17 protein-coding genes are annotated in these 15,693 nt (G+C 64.9%); 6 read left to right on the top strand and 11 right to left on the bottom strand.

The features are described from left to right. Positions 1 to 2: 2 nt before the first annotated feature. Positions 3 to 917 (bottom strand): DMT family transporter, encoded by a 915-nt coding sequence (locus tag CK220_RS03705; protein WP_095810191.1) that lies wholly within the window; start codon positions 915 to 917, stop codon positions 3 to 5. 100 nt (positions 918 to 1,017) lie between these two features. Between CK220_RS03705 and CK220_RS03700 the strand changes: the two genes are divergently transcribed. Beyond that, a complete protein-coding gene (locus tag CK220_RS03700) occupies positions 1,018 to 1,533 on the top strand; it encodes a MarR family transcriptional regulator (protein WP_095810190.1) in 516 nt (171 codons plus the stop codon). Here the strand turns inward: CK220_RS03700 and CK220_RS03695 are convergent. The 4 genes from CK220_RS03695 to CK220_RS03680 form a co-directional block, all read right to left on the bottom strand. Continuing rightward, positions 1,496 to 1,921: a DUF1178 family protein gene (locus CK220_RS03695; protein ID WP_095810189.1), complete on the bottom strand. Its 426-nt coding sequence runs from the start codon at positions 1,919 to 1,921 to the stop codon at positions 1,496 to 1,498. The two genes, CK220_RS03700 and CK220_RS03695, sit on opposite strands and share 38 nt — an antisense overlap. Beyond that, positions 1,918 to 2,778 (bottom strand): carbon-nitrogen hydrolase family protein, encoded by an 861-nt coding sequence (locus CK220_RS03690; RefSeq protein WP_095810188.1) that lies wholly within the window; start codon positions 2,776 to 2,778, stop codon positions 1,918 to 1,920. The genes CK220_RS03695 and CK220_RS03690 overlap by 4 nt, the downstream gene beginning before the upstream one ends. 2 nt (positions 2,779 to 2,780) lie before the next feature. After that, positions 2,781 to 3,050 (bottom strand): glutaredoxin 3, encoded by a 270-nt coding sequence (gene grxC, locus CK220_RS03685; RefSeq protein WP_095810187.1) that lies wholly within the window; start codon positions 3,048 to 3,050, stop codon positions 2,781 to 2,783. 76 nt (positions 3,051 to 3,126) lie between these two features. Beyond that, positions 3,127 to 3,927 carry a ComF family protein gene (locus tag CK220_RS03680; RefSeq protein ID WP_095810186.1) on the bottom strand — a complete coding sequence of 267 codons (801 nt, stop codon included), beginning with the start codon at positions 3,925 to 3,927 and terminating at the stop codon, positions 3,127 to 3,129. 64 nt (positions 3,928 to 3,991) lie between these two features. Here CK220_RS03680 and CK220_RS03675 point away from each other — a divergent pair, with 64 nt between their 5' ends. Then, positions 3,992 to 4,864, top strand: coding sequence for a methyltransferase domain-containing protein (locus CK220_RS03675; protein ID WP_095810185.1), 873 nt, complete (start codon positions 3,992 to 3,994; stop codon positions 4,862 to 4,864). Positions 4,865 to 4,894: 30 nt separating this feature from the next. Here the strand turns inward: CK220_RS03675 and CK220_RS03670 are convergent, their stop codons facing one another. The 5 genes from CK220_RS03670 to argJ form a co-directional block, all read right to left on the bottom strand. Continuing rightward, the gene (locus CK220_RS03670) at positions 4,895 to 5,077 is read right to left on the bottom strand and encodes a Flp family type IVb pilin (RefSeq protein WP_095810299.1); all 183 of its coding nucleotides are present in this window, start codon (positions 5,075 to 5,077) and stop codon (positions 4,895 to 4,897) included. Between the two features lie 111 nt (positions 5,078 to 5,188). Further along, positions 5,189 to 5,506: a hypothetical protein gene (locus tag CK220_RS03665; protein ID WP_095810184.1), complete on the bottom strand. Its 318-nt coding sequence runs from the start codon at positions 5,504 to 5,506 to the stop codon at positions 5,189 to 5,191. Positions 5,507 to 5,679: 173 nt separating this feature from the next. Then, on the bottom strand, positions 5,680 to 6,102 hold the full coding sequence (locus CK220_RS03660; protein ID WP_095810183.1) for a (deoxy)nucleoside triphosphate pyrophosphohydrolase: 423 nt from the start codon (positions 6,100 to 6,102) through the stop codon (positions 5,680 to 5,682). Then, a complete protein-coding gene (locus CK220_RS03655) occupies positions 6,099 to 6,878 on the bottom strand; it encodes a GNAT family N-acetyltransferase (RefSeq protein ID WP_176478973.1) in 780 nt (259 codons plus the stop codon). Before CK220_RS03655 ends, CK220_RS03660 begins: the two co-directional genes overlap by 4 nt. Further along, positions 6,878 to 8,119: a bifunctional glutamate N-acetyltransferase/amino-acid acetyltransferase ArgJ gene (gene argJ, locus CK220_RS03650; protein WP_095810182.1), complete on the bottom strand. Its 1,242-nt coding sequence runs from the start codon at positions 8,117 to 8,119 to the stop codon at positions 6,878 to 6,880. Before argJ ends, CK220_RS03655 begins: the two co-directional genes overlap by 1 nt. A gap of 183 nt (positions 8,120 to 8,302) precedes the next feature. Here argJ and CK220_RS03645 point away from each other — a divergent pair, with 183 nt between their 5' ends. Then, positions 8,303 to 8,896 carry a TetR/AcrR family transcriptional regulator gene (locus CK220_RS03645; protein WP_095810181.1) on the top strand — a complete coding sequence of 198 codons (594 nt, stop codon included), beginning with the start codon at positions 8,303 to 8,305 and terminating at the stop codon, positions 8,894 to 8,896. A gap of 54 nt (positions 8,897 to 8,950) precedes the next feature. Here CK220_RS03645 and CK220_RS03640 read toward each other — a convergent pair whose 3' ends face one another. Further along, positions 8,951 to 9,868 carry a peptidylprolyl isomerase gene (locus CK220_RS03640; protein WP_095810180.1) on the bottom strand — a complete coding sequence of 306 codons (918 nt, stop codon included), beginning with the start codon at positions 9,866 to 9,868 and terminating at the stop codon, positions 8,951 to 8,953. 263 nt (positions 9,869 to 10,131) lie between these two features. On the opposite strand from CK220_RS03640, the gene secA reads away from it, so the two are divergent. The 3 genes from secA (at position 10,132) to CK220_RS03625 (ending at position 15,671) form a co-directional block, all read left to right on the top strand. After that, a complete protein-coding gene (gene secA, locus CK220_RS03635; RefSeq protein ID WP_095810179.1) occupies positions 10,132 to 12,864 on the top strand; it encodes a preprotein translocase subunit SecA in 2,733 nt (910 codons plus the stop codon). 123 nt (positions 12,865 to 12,987) lie between these two features. Continuing rightward, complete coding sequence (locus tag CK220_RS03630) at positions 12,988 to 14,391, top strand: lipopolysaccharide biosynthesis protein (RefSeq protein ID WP_095810178.1); 1,404 nt, start codon at positions 12,988 to 12,990, stop codon at positions 14,389 to 14,391. Continuing rightward, positions 14,391 to 15,671 (top strand): GNAT family N-acetyltransferase, encoded by a 1,281-nt coding sequence (locus tag CK220_RS03625; protein ID WP_095810177.1) that lies wholly within the window; start codon positions 14,391 to 14,393, stop codon positions 15,669 to 15,671. The genes CK220_RS03630 and CK220_RS03625 overlap by 1 nt, the downstream gene beginning before the upstream one ends. Positions 15,672 to 15,693 lie beyond the last annotated feature (22 nt).

Genomic DNA, 15,693 nt, shown 5'->3' with positions numbered 1-15,693 from the left:
GTTTATGCCGCCTGGCTTTGCATCTTCGGGCTTGGCTGGCTCTGCGCCTTGGTGGTGATGAACACGCCGGCGGTGATGATGGCCGCGCCGAGCCATGTCAGCAACTGATAGTGCTCTCCTAGGAAGATCGTGCCGGCGAAGAGCCCGACCGCCGCCGCCACATAGCCGATCTGGCTGAGATAGACCGGCCCGCCGACAGCCTGCAGCCGGAAGAAGAAGGCAAACATCGCCGATGCCGACGCCACCTGTGCGGCGACCACCAGCGGCACGCTGTCGAGCGGAACAAATGCCTGCCAGCCGAACAGGGTCAGGATGCCGATGAGAAGCAAGGTTGCCGACGCCAGATGGCTGCCGACGGCGAGCTCGATCGGGCCTGTATCCTCGGGCCAGTCGACCGTGCGGTAGATGTTGCCGGCGGCGAGGCTGACCGGGATCAGCAACCCGATCGCCACCCAGAAATATTCGGCCGGCTGGCCGGCCTCGCCGCGTGTGAGCGCCACCATCGCCGCGCCAACAAAGCCGACGGCGATGCCGACGACCCCGAGCAGGTTGGGACGCCGCACACCGAGAAGGATTGAGAACACCAGCGTGATGACTGGCGACAGCGTGAACATGATGCCGGTGTATCCGGCGCCGAGATGCGGAATGGCCGAGAACATCAAGAGATTGGGAAAGGCATAGGACACCGCGGCGGTGAGGAAGAAATAGCGCAGCTTGTGCGCCGTCAGCCGAATGCGCTGGCCAAGCAGCAGAAGCGCGATCAGCAGCACGCCGCCGGCGCCGAGCGAGATCACGAAAGCCCAGACCATGGCCGGCACGCCACCGGCGGTCGCAAGCTTGCCGAACGGCAGCGTCATGCCGAGCAGGCCGCCGGTGACGATCAGAAGGCCCAGTGCCGAATCCCAGAGAAGCTTCATTGGATGGTCCCGTCCTTCGCAGTCGGCGCTTGGCCGCTATTCCATCTTGAGGTAAGATAACATAAAGAATCTTAATGTCAAGATACTTTGCGGTGAGCATATGGATCGTGCAGGCAAAGCGATGGAGCAATGGCGGAAGGAGCGGCCGGACCTCGACGTCTCGCCGATGGGCGTGATCGGGCGTTTGAACGAGGTGTCCTCGTTGATCGCGCGCGATCGTCTGGCGCCGGTCTTCGCCCGCTTCGGCCTTCAGCACGGCGAATTCGACGTGCTGGCGACGCTGCGCCGCTCAGGCGCTCCTTACGCCCTGACGCCCACCGAGCTCTATGAGGCGACGATGGTCACGTCAGGCGCCATGACGGCCCGGCTCGACCGGCTGGAAAAGGCCGGCCTGATCCAGCGCGCGCCGCATCCCAGCGACCGGCGCGGTGTTGTGGTGCAACTCACCGCGAAAGGCCTCGAACTCATCGACGAGGCACTTACCGCCCACGTGGCGAATGAGCATCAAATCCTCGCCGGTTTGACGCCAGAGGATCGGAAAATGCTCGCAACACTGCTGAAAAAGCTGATCGGAACCCTCAGTTCCGGTCCTCCGGAAAGCTCGGGATCGGCATGAACTCGACGCCGTCCTCGGCGAGGCTTTTCGCCTCTTCCGGCGTCGCCTCGCCATAGATGCCGCGCGGATCGGTCTCGCCGAAATGGATCTTGCGCGCTTCCTCGGCGAACTTGTCGCCGACATAGTCGGCGTTCTCGCGCACCTTGTCGGCGAGCGCCTTGAGCTGTGCCAGCGCCTGCTTCTGCGCGTCGCCCATGGCGAGCCCCATCTTCTCCTGCTTGCGTGAGGTGGAGACGGCCGGCGCCATCAGCGCCTTCTCGACCTTGTGCGAGCCGCAGATCGGGCAATCGACGAAACCTCGTTTCTTCTGCGTGCCGAAGTCGTCATTGCTGCGGAACCAGGCTTCGAATTCATGCTCGTGTTCACAGATGAGCGAAAAGCGGATCAAGAGGCTGCACCCCTGAGGCGCGGCGCCTCGCCGGCATTGACGGTGAAATCCCGCGCGTTCTTGAGATTGGGAATCTTGCGGCGCGCCGCCGCCGACTGCGCCGGGTCGATCTCGGCGACGATCACGCCGGGCTCATCATGCGCGGCCTCGGCGATGATGTGCCCCCACGGATCAACGATCAGCGAATGGCCGTAAGTCTCGCGGCCGTCCTCGTGCAGGCCGCCCTGCGCGGCTGCGATGACATAAGCGCCGTTCTCGATCGCGCGTGCCCTGAGCAGCACGTGCCAGTGCGCCTCGCCGGTTTGGCGGGTGAAGGCCGCAGGCACCGAAAGCACCTGAGCCCCCGCCAGCGCTTCGGCACGGAATAGCTGCGGGAAGCGCAGGTCGTAGCAGACGGCGAAGCCAAGCTTCACGCCGTTGATATCGGTGACGACGCCCTCTGTTCCCGGCTCGTAAGAGGCGGATTCGCGCCAGCTCTCGCCGTTGTCGAGGTCGACATCGAACATGTGGATCTTGTCGTAATTGGCGGTCATGGCGCCGTCGGGCGCGAACAGGAACGCCCGGTTGGCGAGTTTGCCGTCGGCACGCAGGATGGCCGTCGAGCCGACATGCAGGAAAATGCCGAGTTCCTTCGCAAGTTTCCGCGCGGTCGAAACGACCACGTCCTTGTCTTCGCTGGTGAAAGCGGCGGCACCCGCCTGCTTGTCGCGGATGAGGGCGCCGGTCATTTCCGGCGTCTGCACGTAGGTGGCGCCCTGCTGTGCGGCCTGGCGAACCAGCCTTTCCATGTCGGCCGCGTTGCGCTCCGGGCGGGTCCCCGAACGCATCTGCACCGCCGCCGCCTTGAAAACGCCCATCATCAAACCCTCGCTCCATTGGCAAGCAGCACGTCCAGCCGGCCCTCGGACTCCAATTCATGGAGGTCGTCGCAGCCGCCGACATGCGTGTCGCCGATAAAAATCTGAGGAAAAGTGGTGCGCCCATGCGCCCGCGAAATCATTTCCTGGCGCAATTCCGGCGAGAACGATGCGTCATGCTCGGTATAGGGCACACCCTTGCGCTCCAGCAGCCGCTTGGCGGCCGTGCAATAGCCGCACATCATCCGGGTATAGATCGTCACATCAACCATCGATCAGCAATCCTGTCTGTGCACATCGCCCAACGGTTATGTGAAAGCGACATGCACCAAAACAACAACTTAAGCCCTATATAGTTGCAGACTCATCGGCCCGGAAGTCCCCCGGAAGGACGCGGGCAAAGGTCAGCACGTCGACCGCTCCGGCGCCGCCTTTTTTCAGCGCCTTGGCCACCGACCGCACGGTGGCGCCGGTGGTGAAGACGTCGTCGATGACAAGCACCCTTCGGCCGGCGATCTCGATTTCGGCCTCGGGCGGGACGCGGAAGGCGGCGCGCACATTTTCCTCACGCTCGTGTCGCTCCAGTCCGACCTGCTGGCGGGTGAGTTTTACGCGCCTCACCGCAGCCGGCGCGAAAGGCAGGCCGCTCAGCTTCGAAACCGCCCGCGCCAACTCCGCCGACTGGTTGAACTGCCGCCGGAAGAACCGCCGCCAATGCAGCGGCACCGGCACCACAACATCGGCTTCGGCGATCAGTTCGGCGCCGGCGCGCACCATCCAGCGCGCCATCCAGGGCGCGAGATCGGTGCGATCCTGGTATTTCAGCCCTTGCACCATCTGGCGCGCGACCCCTGAATAGGCGACCGCCGCCCGCGCCCGCTCGAAAGGCGGCGGTTCGGCGATGGCTTCGGCGGAGAGAAAACCCTCGCCCATGTCATGATTAAAAGGCGTGCCCATCACCGGACACCAAGGCTTCTCCAGCAGCCGAAGCTTCGGCCAGCAGGCGCCGCAAAGCACGCCAGGCTGCGAGACGTGGCGGCGGCAGCCGGCACAGACCGGCGGAAACAGCAGGCGCGCCGGCCAGCCCAGCGCCTGCCGCGCAATGTCCTTCATCGCGATGGTCTTGATCTTGCGCACCGGATCGGCCACGTGAAGCGAAACCCCACGGCACCATAGCATCGGTCCGGCATGCGCGGACAACAGGAATAGCCCATTGCAGCCTTTGATCGACACGGAGCTCTGGCTTGCGCACAAGCGCCGGGCGCTGATGCACCCCGTCGACGGGGCCGATTTCCTGATGCGGCGGGCGGCGGACGACCTTGCCGACCGGCTGGGCGCCGTCGAGCGCAAATTCGGCAAGGCGGCGGCGCTGTTTTGCCAGACATCGGCTGCGACCGGGGTGCTCGCCGGCAGCGGCAAGGTGGCCGAGACCGTGCGCGTGGAAACAGACGATGCCTTCCTTGCCGGCGAAACCGGCATCGTCGCCCCGGCCGAAACCGTGCCGTTCAAAGCCGAAAGTCTCGATCTCGTCGTCTCGCTGCTGTCACTGCAGGCGATGAACGACATCCCCGGCGTGCTGGCGCAGATCCGCCGCGCGCTGAGGCCCGACGGGCTGTTCCTCGGCGCTCTGGCCGGTGCCGGCACGCTTTCCGAGCTGCGCGAAAGCCTGCTTGCCGCTGAGACCGAGCTTTACGGTGGCGCGAGCCCTCGCGTCCTGCCGTTCACCGATGTGCGCGACGCCGGCGCGCTGCTGCAGCGTGCCGGCCTGGCGCTGCCGGTCGCCGATGTCGAGACGGTCACGGTGCGCTACGATTCGCTGTTCGGGCTTGCCGCCGACCTGCGCGCTATGGGCGAGACCAGCCCGCTTTTGGACCGCAGCCGGCGTCCGGCCACCCGGCGGCTGTTCGCCCGCGCCGCCGAAATTTATGCCGAACGGTTTTCCGACCCGGATGGCCGCATCCGGGCGAGCTTTTCGATTGTGTGGATGTCCGGCTGGGCGCCCGACGCTTCGCAGCAGAAGCCGCTCAAACCCGGCTCGGCCAAGGTCTCGCTGAAGACGATCCTGGAGAAACCGACGGGGCAGTGACCAATGCGCGCCGCGGTCTGACCGGTGCGGTCAGTGCTGGGCAAAGGCGTTGGCAAGTCTGCTGTTGCTGTCGGAGAACAGCCACTGGATCGCGTTGGCGGCCTTGCCGACGCCGCCGACGATTGCAAGCGACAGCACGGCAACGATCAGGCCATATTCGATGGCCGTGGCGCCCGATTCATCTTCTATGAATTGCTGCAGCACTTTTTTCATGGTCATCGATCCCTCTTGCCGGGAACCATAGCGCCTACCCGTTAAGAAAGGTTAACGGCAAAAGCTTAACGGGCGGTGAAACAGCGGTTTCGTGCTGAATTTATTAACCAATTAGCACTCGCCGTAGCGGCTGCCATCGTTGCGGATCACGCAGATGGAACTTGGCAGCGGCTGCAGCACGCTTCTCCGCAGCGTGTAGGTATCGCGGCGGCCGATCGAACCGGTGCTGCTCAGGTCGAGTCCGCCGGCCAAACTCTCTCGCGCGCCCTGCGGACGCAACTGGCTGTCCAGGAAAGGCGTCGCGATCAGCGCCAGCGCCACCGCGGCCGACCCGAAAAGCAGGGTGATCCGCAAAATACCCATGCCGGCATCGGCGGCGCGGAAGGTGCGGTCGGGCCGGATCGAGTCCCATTCTCTGTCGAGGCTCATGGATTGGCTCCAATCAAAATCGGCATGCCGCCGCGCGGACGATTTGCGTCAATTTTCCATGTCGAGATAAATCTTCCATTAACGCTGCCTGAAGCAGACGGAGCAAACGGCAGCCGGGAGCAATTCCGTCCGGAAGTTGCGTAATTGGTGTAAACGCTGAACGGCTCTGACGATCACAAGAGATCGATGAGGAACTGGATCAGCGGCGCGTCCGCGGGCGGCATCGGGTAGTCGCGCATCTGCCGCGGCCTGACCCATTTCAGCCCCTGCCCTTCCCTCGGCTGCGCGATGCCGCGGAAGCGCCGGCAGATGTAGAGCGGCATCAGCAGGTGGAAATGGTCATAGCTGTGGCTGGCGAAGGTGAGCGGCGCCAGGCAGGGGATATCGGTCTCGATGCCGAGCTCTTCATGCAGCTCGCGCACCAGGCATTCCTCGGGCGTCTCGCCTGGCTCGACCTTGCCGCCCGGAAACTCCCAAAGGCCGGCGAGCTGCTTGCCCTCGGGACGCTGCGCCAGAAGCACGCGCCGGTCGGCGTCGACCAGCGCGCAGGCCGCGACAAGAAGCAGGCGCTTTCCGGCTGGCTTGCTCTCGCTCATGCGCCCGGGCGCCTGCGATAATGATAGCGATAGACTTCCTCGAAGCCCAGCGACCGGTAGAGCGACAGCGCCGCAGCATTGCCGGCTTCCACCTGCAGCCAGGCTTCGCGCGCGCCGCGCAGCCTGGCCCATTTCAGCGCCGACAGGATGAGGTTGCGGCCATGGCCCTTTTTGCGCGCCGACTTTTCGGTGGCAACCTCGAACAGGCCGGCGAGATCGCCGTCATGGACGCAGATCAGCGTTGCCAGCGGCTCATTGCCGTCCTCGAGCGCAAACAGCCCCGCCTCAGGCTGGATGGCGCCGATGACTTCCGAGAGGCCAGGTCGCAGCGAGGAGTCCGAGCCGTTCGTCCTGATCGCCGCGCCGATGAAGCGGCTGATGTCCTTCAGCGGAATCTGGTCCATCGCGGCGTCGAGTTGCGCCTCCTTGAGCGGCAAGCGCATCACCACCGATTCGTCGAACCGGCTCCAGCCTGCATCGTCCAGATGCGTCGACAGCACCTGCCCCGAAAGCGGCGACATACGAAAGGTCAGCGGCCGGCCGTAGGCCTCGAAGCGACGGCTGGCGCGCACGATGCGTTCGGCAATGGCATGCGTGTCGCCGGGATCGAGCGGATTGACCGAATTCAGGCGTTTCGCCGGATGGCCCGCCGTCAGCCGCACCAACCATGTCCCGTCATAGTGAACGGCCGCCGCCGGCCAGGCGCGAAAGCCCGCCGCCTCATAGCGGCGCACGATCGCGAGCACGCTTGCCGGATGCGTCGACACCGGTGCCATCAGCTCCGGTAGTCGCCATTGATGGCGACATATTCCTTGGTGAGGTCGCAGGTCCACACCGTCGCCTTGCCGCGGCCGATACCGAGGTCGGCCCGGATGCGGATGTCGTCGCGCTTCATATAGGCCGAGGTCGCTTCTTCCGAGTAAGCCGGGTCGCGCTCGCCCTCATGCGCCAGCCGATTGTCGCCGAACCAGATCGACAGCCGGTCGCGGTCGGCCGGCTCGCCGGCCTTGCCGACGGCCATGACGACGCGGCCCCAATTGGCGTCCTCGCCGGCGACCGCCGTCTTGACCAGCGGCGAGTTGGCGATCGAAAGCGCGACGCGCTTGGCCGAGCGGGCGGATTTGGCGCCGGTGACGGTGACCTCGACCTGCTTGCGCGCGCCTTCGCCGTCGCGGACCACCTGCAGCGCCAGCGACTTCAGCACCTTGCCAAGCGCACGGCGGAAGGCGCCGAGCCGCACATCTTTCGGGTCGCTGATCTTGGGCGCGCCGCGCGAACCAGCCTTGCCAGTGGCGAAGAAAAGCAGCGTGTCGCTGGTCGAGGTGTCGCTGTCGACGGTGACCGCGTTGAAGGTCTTTGCCGTGCCGCGCGACAACAGATCCTGCAGCACGGGTGCGGCGATCGGCGCGTCGGTGGCGATGAAGGAGAGCATCGTCGCCATATCGGGCGCGATCATGCCGGCGCCCTTGGCGATGCCGTTGATGGTGACGTCGGCGTCGCCGAGCTTCACCGTCTGGGTTGCCACCTTCGGATAGGTGTCCGTGGTCATGATGGCCTTCGCCGCCTCCGTCCACAGGTCCGGCTTGCCGTCCTTCACCAGGCCGGCGAGCAGATGGCTGAATTTGTTGGTATCGAGCGGCTCGCCGATGACGCCGGTCGAGGCCAGGAACACCTCGCTCTCGGAGCATCCGGCGGCCTTCGCCGCCGCCTCGCCGGTCAAGGCCGTCGAAGCGCGCCCCTTCTTGCCGGTGAAGGCGTTGGCGTTGCCGGAATTCACCACCAGCACGCGCGCCTTGCCGGCGGACAGGTTCTGGCGGCAGTAGTCGACCGGCGCCGAGGGGCATTTCGACTTGGTGAAGACACCGGCGACGGCCGTGCCGGGATCGAAGACCATGGCAAGCAGATCGGTGCGATCCCGATATTTGATCCCGGCCTCGGCGGTAGCGATGCGCACGCCCTCGATGACCGGCATCTTGGGGTATTTCTTCGGTGCGAGCGGCGAAATCGTTGCGGACATGGGACCCCGGAGCGGCAGAACGCGAAAGGAAGGCCGGTTTGCCCGATAGAATGAGCTGGCGCAAGAGTGTTCTGGCCGCGCTTCATGGGCTCTCTCGGGGCCGTGCACTCCAGGACGGCCCGTTTCGTTTCAGCTTCGAAGCCAATATGATCCGCGCGAGATTCACGGGCCAAGGACGACGATATGGGCGAAGTTGCCGTCCCCGGGCGCAAGTCGATCGGCGCAAAGCGAAACCCGGAAAGCGCAGACGCCATCATCGAGGCCGCCGAGGCGGTGCTGGCGGAAGCCGGCTATTCCGGCTTTTCCATCGAGGCCGTCGCCCGGCGGGCGCGAGCCGGCAAACCGACCATTTATCGCTGGTGGCCGAGCAAGGCGGCGCTGCTGATCGAAGTCTATCAGCGGCAAAAGCGGCTTGAGACGCCCGACACCGGCAAGCTCGAAGAGGATCTTGCCGGTTTTCTCGTCAATCTGTTCGCGCATTGGCGCGACACGTCGTCCGGCAATGTCTTCCGCTCACTGATCGCCGAAGCGCAGTCCGACGAGGCCGCCGCGGCGGCGCTTGCCGACTATGCGAAAGGGCGGCGCGCCCATACCGGCAGCATGATCGAGCGCGCCAAGACGCGCGGCGAGGTGGCGGCGGACGTCGATGCCGAGATCGTGGCCGACCTGATCGCGTCCTACGCCTGGAGACATCTTTTGACCAACCGTCTCGACGAAGATGAGACCGCGATCCGGACCGCGGTGCGTTATGTGGTGCGCGGCATAGCGCGCGCCTGAAATGCGAAAGGGCGCCCGAAGGCGCCCTTGGCGGCATCTTTCAGGCTGGCCGGCTTACTTGGCGCTCTCCAGCGTGTCTACCGCCGCCTTCAGCTTCGCGTCCGGGATCTCGACCTTGGCGGCGCCGCGCAATTCCTTGACCATGGCGAAATACTTGTCGCGGATGACAGCCTGCTTGGCCTGGTCCTTGACGTCGTCGAAGGCCGGCGGCTGCTTGGCGCGCTTGTCCTCGACCTTGATGACATGCCAGCCGAACTGCGACTGCACCGGCTCCTTGCTGTACTTGCCGACATCGAGCGCAAACGCGGCCTTGTCGAACTCCGGCACCATCTGGCCAGGACCGAACCAGCCGAGGTCGCCGCCATTCGACTTGCCGCTCGGGTCGCTGGTGTGCTCGTTGGCGAGCTTCTGGAAATCGGCGCCGCCGTCGAGCTGCTTGATGATCGCCTCGGCCTCTTCCTTCGTCTTCACGAGGATGTGACGGGCGTGGATCTCGTTGACCGGCGGCGTGTTGGCGATTTCCTGGTCGTAGCGGGCGCGGACATCGGCGTCCGTCACCTTGTCGACGACTTCTTTCTCGACAACCTCGCCATGCAGGGCGCGCTGCTGCAGGAAGGCCATCCGACGCTGGAAATCGGCATCCTTGTCGAGCCCGCTGTCGACCGCCTTCTTGGCCATGACGCGGATTTCAATGGCCGCCGAAAGGGCAGCGGCGCGGCGCTGTTCCGGCGGCAGCTGCGCGAACTGCTGCGACAGCTCGCCTTCGGCCAGCGCCAGGTCGGCCTCGGTCAGCTTCTCGCCGTTGATGGTGGCGACCACGGCGTTGGGATCCACCGGAGCGGCGGCGGGAGCCGCCGCGCCCGGCTGGGCGGGCTTGGTTTCCTGCGCCATCAGCGGCGACAGCGAAAGAGCCGAGAGCCCGAAGGCCAAGCCAAGGCTGGCGAGCGACGCGCGGCGGAACGACAGGTACATCAAGATAACTCCAATGGGGATTGCCGATAAGGATCGCTTGAGCGGGAAGGTTCCAGATCAGTCCGATTGTGGCGGAATTTGGCGCTGCCCATAGGGCTAACGCGGCGTTGACATCAGTTGAGCCCCCTCTTATCTGTCCAACGACTTGGCGTCCAGAACCGTTTTCCGGGCGCTTTTTGCGTTTGTCCGCATTCACGCGGATTTGATGGGCCCGCCAGGCGCCTGTCGCAAACGGCTAAAATTGCTATCGAAAGGACCATTGGATGGTCAGTCTCGGCGCTCTCGCGCGTAAGGTTTTCGGCTCTTCCAACGACCGCCGAGTCAAGGCGACCAGGCCGCGGGTCGAGGCCATCAATGGGTTGGAAAACGAGATGCGGGCGCTCTCCGATGCCGAGCTTGCCGGCCGCACTGAGAAATTCCGCCAGGACCTCGCCAATGGCGCCTCGCTCGACGACTTGCTGATACCGGCCTTCGCCACCGTGCGCGAGGCGGCCCGCCGCGTTCTCGGCATGCGTCCCTTCGACGTCCAATTGGTCGGCGGCATGGTGCTGCACAATGGCGGCATCGCCGAGATGCGCACCGGCGAGGGCAAGACGCTCGTCGCCACCTTGCCGGTCTATCTCAACGCGCTCGCCGGCAAGGGCGTCCATGTCGTCACCGTGAACGACTATCTTGCCAAGCGCGACGCGGAATGGATGGGCCGCGTCTACAAGTTTCTCGGCCTCACCGTCGGCATCATCGTCCACGGCCTTTCCGACGACGAACGCCGCGAGGCCTACGCCGCCGACGTCACCTACGCCACCAACAACGAGCTCGGCTTCGACTATCTGCGCGACAACATGAAATATGAGCGCTCGCAGATGGTGCAGCGCGGCCATGCCTACGCCATCGTCGACGAGGTCGACTCGATCCTGGTCGACGAGGCGCGCACGCCGCTGATCATTTCCGGTCCGCTCGAGGACCGCTCGGAAATGTACAACACCATCGACGCCTTCATGCTGAAGCTCGGCCCGGCCGACTACGAGGTCGACGAGAAGCAGAAGACCACGATCTTCACCGAGGACGGCACCGAGAAGCTGGAAAACATGCTGCGCGACGGCGGCCTGTTGAAGGGCGAGTCGCTCTACGACGTCGAGAACGTCGCCATTGTCCACCACGTCAACAATGCGCTGAAGGCGCACCTGCTGTTCCAGAAGGACAGGGACTACATCGTGCGCAACGGCGAGATCGTCATCATCGACGAGTTCACCGGCCGCATGATGCCCGGCCGCCGCTATTCGGAAGGCCTCCACCAGGCCCTCGAGGCCAAGGAGCATGTGCAGATTCAGCCGGAGAACCAGACGCTGGCCTCCGTCACCTTCCAGAACTATTTCCGTCTCTACAAGAAGCTCGCCGGCATGACCGGCACGGCGCTGACCGAGGCGGAGGAATTCGCCAACATCTACAATCTCGAAGTCACCGAGATCCCGACCAACCTGCCGGTCGCCCGCAAGGACGAGGACGACGAGGTCTATCGGACGGTGGAAGAGAAGTACAAGGCCATCGTCAAGGAGATCCGCGACGCCCGCGAGCGCGGCCAGCCGATCCTGGTCGGCACCACCTCGATCGAGAAATCCGAGCAGCTGGCCGAGCGCCTGCGCAAGGAAGGCATCAAGAAGTTCGAGGTGCTCAACGCCCGCCACCACGAGCGCGAGGCGGCTATCGTAGCCCAGGCCGGCAAGCCCGGCGCGATCACCATTGCCACGAACATGGCTGGACGCGGTACCGACATTCAGCTCGGCGGCAATGCCGAGATGCGCATCGCCGAAGAACTGGCGGACATGCCCGCCGGCCCGGAGCGCGAGGCGCGCGAACAGCAGATTCGCGACGATGTCGCGCAGCTGAAGGAAAAAGCGCTGGCCGCCGGGGGACTCTACGTCCTGGCCACCGAGCGCCATGAATCGCGCCGCATCGACAACCAGCTGCGCGGACGTTCCGGCCGCCAGGGCGACCCCGGCCGTTCGAAATTCTTCCTGTCGCTGCAGGACGATCTGATGCGCATCTTCGGCTCCGAGCGCATGGACGGCATGCTGCAGAAGCTCGGCCTCAAGGAAGACGAGGCCATCATCCACCCGTGGATCAACAAGGCGCTGGAGAAGGCGCAGAAGAAGGTCGAGGCGCGCAACTTCGATATCCGCAAGAATCTGCTGAAATACGATGACGTCTCCAACGACCAGCGCAAGGTAGTTTTCGAGCAGCGCATCGAGCTGATGGACGGCGAAGGCCTGTCGGAGACGGTCGCCGAGATGCGCGAGGGGGTCATCGAGGAAATCGTCGCCAAGAACATCCCGGAAAACGCATATGCCGAGCAGTGGAATGTCGCCGGCCTGAAGGAGGAAGTGGCGCAATACCTCAATCTCGACCTGCCGATTGAGGATTGGGTCAAGGAGGAGGGGATCGCCGAGGACGACATCCGCGAGCGCATCTCGGCCGCCGCCGAGGCAGCCGCCAAGGAACGCGCCGAGCGCTTCGGCCCCGACGTCATGAGCTATGTCGAGCGTTCGGTCGTGCTGCAGACGCTCGACCATCTGTGGCGCGAGCACATCGTCAACCTCGACCATCTGCGTTCGGTCGTCGGCTTCCGCGGCTATGCCCAGCGCGATCCGCTGCAGGAATACAAGGGCGAGGCCTTCGAGCTGTTCCAGGGCATGCTCGGCAATCTGCGCCAGGCCGTCACCGCGCAGCTGATGCGCGTCGAGCTGGTCCGCCAGGCGGCTGAAGCGCCGCCGCCGTCGGCGCCGGACATGTTCGGCAGCCACATCGACGGCACCACCGGCGAGGACGATTTCCAGGGCGGCGAGACGGCGTTGTTGGTCCGCCAGGAATCCCATGCCGTCGTCGCGCCGGAAAATCGCGATCCGAAGAACCCGGCGACCTGGGGCAAGGTCGGCCGCAACGAGGCCTGCCCCTGCGGCTCCGGCAAGAAATACAAGCACTGCCACGGCGCCTTCGCCTGACGCACGCCTCTTCCTTCTCCCCGTCACTATACGGGGGAAGGACACCCTCCACCCAACCGTTTCTTAAGGTGTTTTCGCTAGACGGGAACGCTGGAAACAGGCGGAAAATGGAGAGTATTCGGGGTGCGCTTTTCCGCGGCGACGACTGCCGGGCGGTTCTTGCCGCAGCGCTGGGCGCTGCGCATGCGGCCGCTGCTTGGCCGCATCGACGCCGTGCTGTTCACCGCCGACGAACGCGGCGAAGCCGGCCGCATGTCGCTGATCGCCTTTTCCATCCGCATCGTCAGCGCGGTCATCGCCTTCGTCAGCCAGGTGCTGATGGCCCGCTGGATGGGCTCGTTCGAATACGGCATCTTCGTGCTGGTCTGGGTGACGATGGTGATTGTGGGCAACCTCGCCTGCCTCGGCTTCCACACTTCGGTCATCCGTTTCATTCCCGAGTATCGCGAGCGCGGCATGCTCGCCGAGCTGCGTGGCATCGTGCTGGCGAGCCGGCTGTTCGTGCTGGTCGCCTCGACGATGATCGCGGGGCTGGGCGCGCTCGGCGTGTGGCTCGCCTCGCCCTGGATCGAGAATTACTACGTCGTCCCCTTCATCCTCGGCGTCATCTGCCTGCCGATGATCGCGATGGGCGATCTCCTGCAGGGGCTGGCGCGGGCGAACTCATGGGCGCTGTTCGCATTGTCGCCGACCTATCTGGTGCGGCCGGTGCTGATCCTGGTGTTCATGGCGCTTATGCTCGCCATGCACTATGTGCCCGATGCCAAGACCGCGATCTTCGCCTCGATCGCCGCCACCTATGCCACGACCATCGGCCAGCTGATGGGGGTCACCTCGCGCATGGACAAGCAGATCCCGGCCGGACCGATGACCGTGCATTTCGGCCAGTGGTTCCTCGTCTCGCTGCCGATCTTCCTGGTCGAGAGTTTTTTCTTCCTGCTCACCAATGCCGACGTGCTGATGGTCGGCGCCTACCTCGAGCCCAATGACGTCGCCGTCTATTTCGCCACCGTGAAGACGCTGGCTCTGGTGCATTTCGTCTATTTCGCCGTCAAGGCGGGCGTTGCCCAACGCTATGCGCAATTCACCCATGGCGAGCCGGAAAGGCTCGCCGCCTTCGCCCGCGAGACGGTTTCCTGGACCTTCTGGCCCTCGCTCGCGATGGCGCTGCTGGTGCTGGCGCTCGGCGAGCCGATGCTGGTGCTGTTCGGCCCCGAATTCACCGCCGGCTATCCGCTGCTTTTCCTGCTGGTCTTCGGCGTTGTCGCACGCGGCGCCGTCGGCCCCTGCGAAAGCCTGCTCACCATGAGCGGCAACCAGAACATCTGCGCCGCTGTCTATGCCATGACGCTTGCGCTGAATATCGCTCTCAATGTGGTCCTGATCCCGCTCTTCGGCCTTTGGGGCGCGGCGATCGCCACCAGCCTCGCCATGGTCTTCGAGGCCGGCGCGCTGTCCTTCACCGTCTGGCGCAAGCTCGGCATCGTCATGGCGATTTTCGTGCCTGCACATAAGGAAGTCGCCTGATGGCCGCCATTCCGTTGCTTGAAGAGACCAGCGGCGGTCCCGCCGGCGCCATGGTGTCGGGCCTTGCAGGCCTCGCCAGGGAGGCCGACCCCGCCCATATCGAGCTCTTCGCCAACAACCGGCCGGAGCGCAAGCTCGCGATCTATCCCGCCTCGGCCGGCTTCGACCTTGTCGAGGAGCTCGACTATCTTAGCGCCCGCACGATCGAGCCCAACGTCTTCTTCAACCCGCGCTTCCTGGCGCCCGCAATGCCGAGGCTCGAGGACCGCGAAGTGCGGCTGGCGGTGATCCGTGACGGCGACGAGTTCCGCAACCGGCTGCGGCTCCTTGTGCCGTTCTCGGTCGAGCGCCCCGCAATTCCGCTCGGCGTCCCGGTCATGCGCACATGGTCGAGCCCGTTCGGCCCGCTCGGCACGCCGCTGGTCGATCGTGACGATCCGGTCGGCGTCATCGAGGATTTCTTCTCGATGCTGTCCAGGCCGCATCTGAAATTGCCGAAGGTCTTCGTGATGCCCGACATCAAGCTGGACGGCCCGGTGGCGAGCCTGCTCACCTCCTTCGCCGACAGCCGCGGCCTGACCCTGGTCGCCACCGGCAAGGCCGAGCGCCCCGTGCTGGAAAGCGATGCCGACGGTGACGACTACCTCAAGGGCTCGCTGCGCGCGCATCACTATCGCGAATTCCGCCGCCTGAAGCGGCGCCTCGCCGGCCTTGGCAAGTTGGACCATGTCGTGGCGCGCGGACCGGACGAGATCCGCCACGCCATCGAAAGCTTCCTGACACTGGAAGCCGCCGGCTGGAAGGGCCGCGAGCGCACGGCGATGGCGATCGACCGCTACCGCGCCGCCTTCGCCCGCGAGGCCGTGCACAGGCTCGCCGAGCACGACATGTGCCGCATCCACACACTGACGCTCGACGGCCGTACGATCGCTTCTCTCGTCGTCTTCGTCGAGGCGGGTGTCGCCTACACCTGGAAGACGGCCTATGACGAGACGCTTGCCGCTTATTCGCCGGGCACGCTGCTGATGATCGAAGTGACGAAGCAGCATCTCGATGATCCCAATGTCGCCGTGACCGATTCCTGCGCGGTGCCCGACCATCCGGTGATGAGTCGCCTGTGGACGGAGCGCAAGCCGATGGGCACGCTGGTGGTCGGCCTAACGCCCGACGCCGACCGGCCGGCCCGCCAGGCTGCCTCGCAGCTGCATCTCTACCGCGAGACCCGCAACATGGCGCGGCTCCTGCGCAATCGCATGCGGAGCCTCTTGAAAAGGCGCTAGATGAAAGGCCGCATACCGGCTA

This window comes from Mesorhizobium sp. WSM3860 (assembly GCF_002294995.1).
Classification (GTDB): Bacteria; Pseudomonadota; Alphaproteobacteria; order Rhizobiales; family Rhizobiaceae; genus Mesorhizobium.
Note: the sequence above shows the minus strand (reverse complement) of the source record. Positions and strands in the feature narration are given on the sequence as shown.

What these genes read in the sequence shown, in the direction of transcription:
- CK220_RS03645 (WP_095810181.1), top strand. Translation starts at nt 8,303, where the DNA reads ATGGGCGAAGTTGCCGTCCCCGGGCGCAAGTCGATCGGCGCAAAGCGA.
- CK220_RS03705 (WP_095810191.1), bottom strand. Translation starts at nt 917, where the DNA reads ATGAAGCTTCTCTGGGATTCGGCACTGGGCCTTCTGATCGTCACCGGC.
- CK220_RS03655 (WP_176478973.1), bottom strand. Translation starts at nt 6,878, where the DNA reads ATGGCACCGGTGTCGACGCATCCGGCAAGCGTGCTCGCGATCGTGCGC.
- CK220_RS03670 (WP_095810299.1), bottom strand. Translation starts at nt 5,077, where the DNA reads ATGAAAAAAGTGCTGCAGCAATTCATAGAAGATGAATCGGGCGCCACG.
- argJ (WP_095810182.1), bottom strand. Translation starts at nt 8,119, where the DNA reads ATGTCCGCAACGATTTCGCCGCTCGCACCGAAGAAATACCCCAAGATG.
- CK220_RS03625 (WP_095810177.1), top strand. Translation starts at nt 14,391, where the DNA reads ATGGCCGCCATTCCGTTGCTTGAAGAGACCAGCGGCGGTCCCGCCGGC.
- secA (WP_095810179.1), top strand. Translation starts at nt 10,132, where the DNA reads ATGGTCAGTCTCGGCGCTCTCGCGCGTAAGGTTTTCGGCTCTTCCAAC.
- grxC (WP_095810187.1), bottom strand. Translation starts at nt 3,050, where the DNA reads ATGGTTGATGTGACGATCTATACCCGGATGATGTGCGGCTATTGCACG.
- CK220_RS03700 (WP_095810190.1), top strand. Translation starts at nt 1,018, where the DNA reads ATGGATCGTGCAGGCAAAGCGATGGAGCAATGGCGGAAGGAGCGGCCG.
- CK220_RS03665 (WP_095810184.1), bottom strand. Translation starts at nt 5,506, where the DNA reads ATGAGCCTCGACAGAGAATGGGACTCGATCCGGCCCGACCGCACCTTC.
- CK220_RS03660 (WP_095810183.1), bottom strand. Translation starts at nt 6,102, where the DNA reads ATGAGCGAGAGCAAGCCAGCCGGAAAGCGCCTGCTTCTTGTCGCGGCC.
- CK220_RS03640 (WP_095810180.1), bottom strand. Translation starts at nt 9,868, where the DNA reads ATGTACCTGTCGTTCCGCCGCGCGTCGCTCGCCAGCCTTGGCTTGGCC.
- CK220_RS03690 (WP_095810188.1), bottom strand. Translation starts at nt 2,778, where the DNA reads ATGGGCGTTTTCAAGGCGGCGGCGGTGCAGATGCGTTCGGGGACCCGC.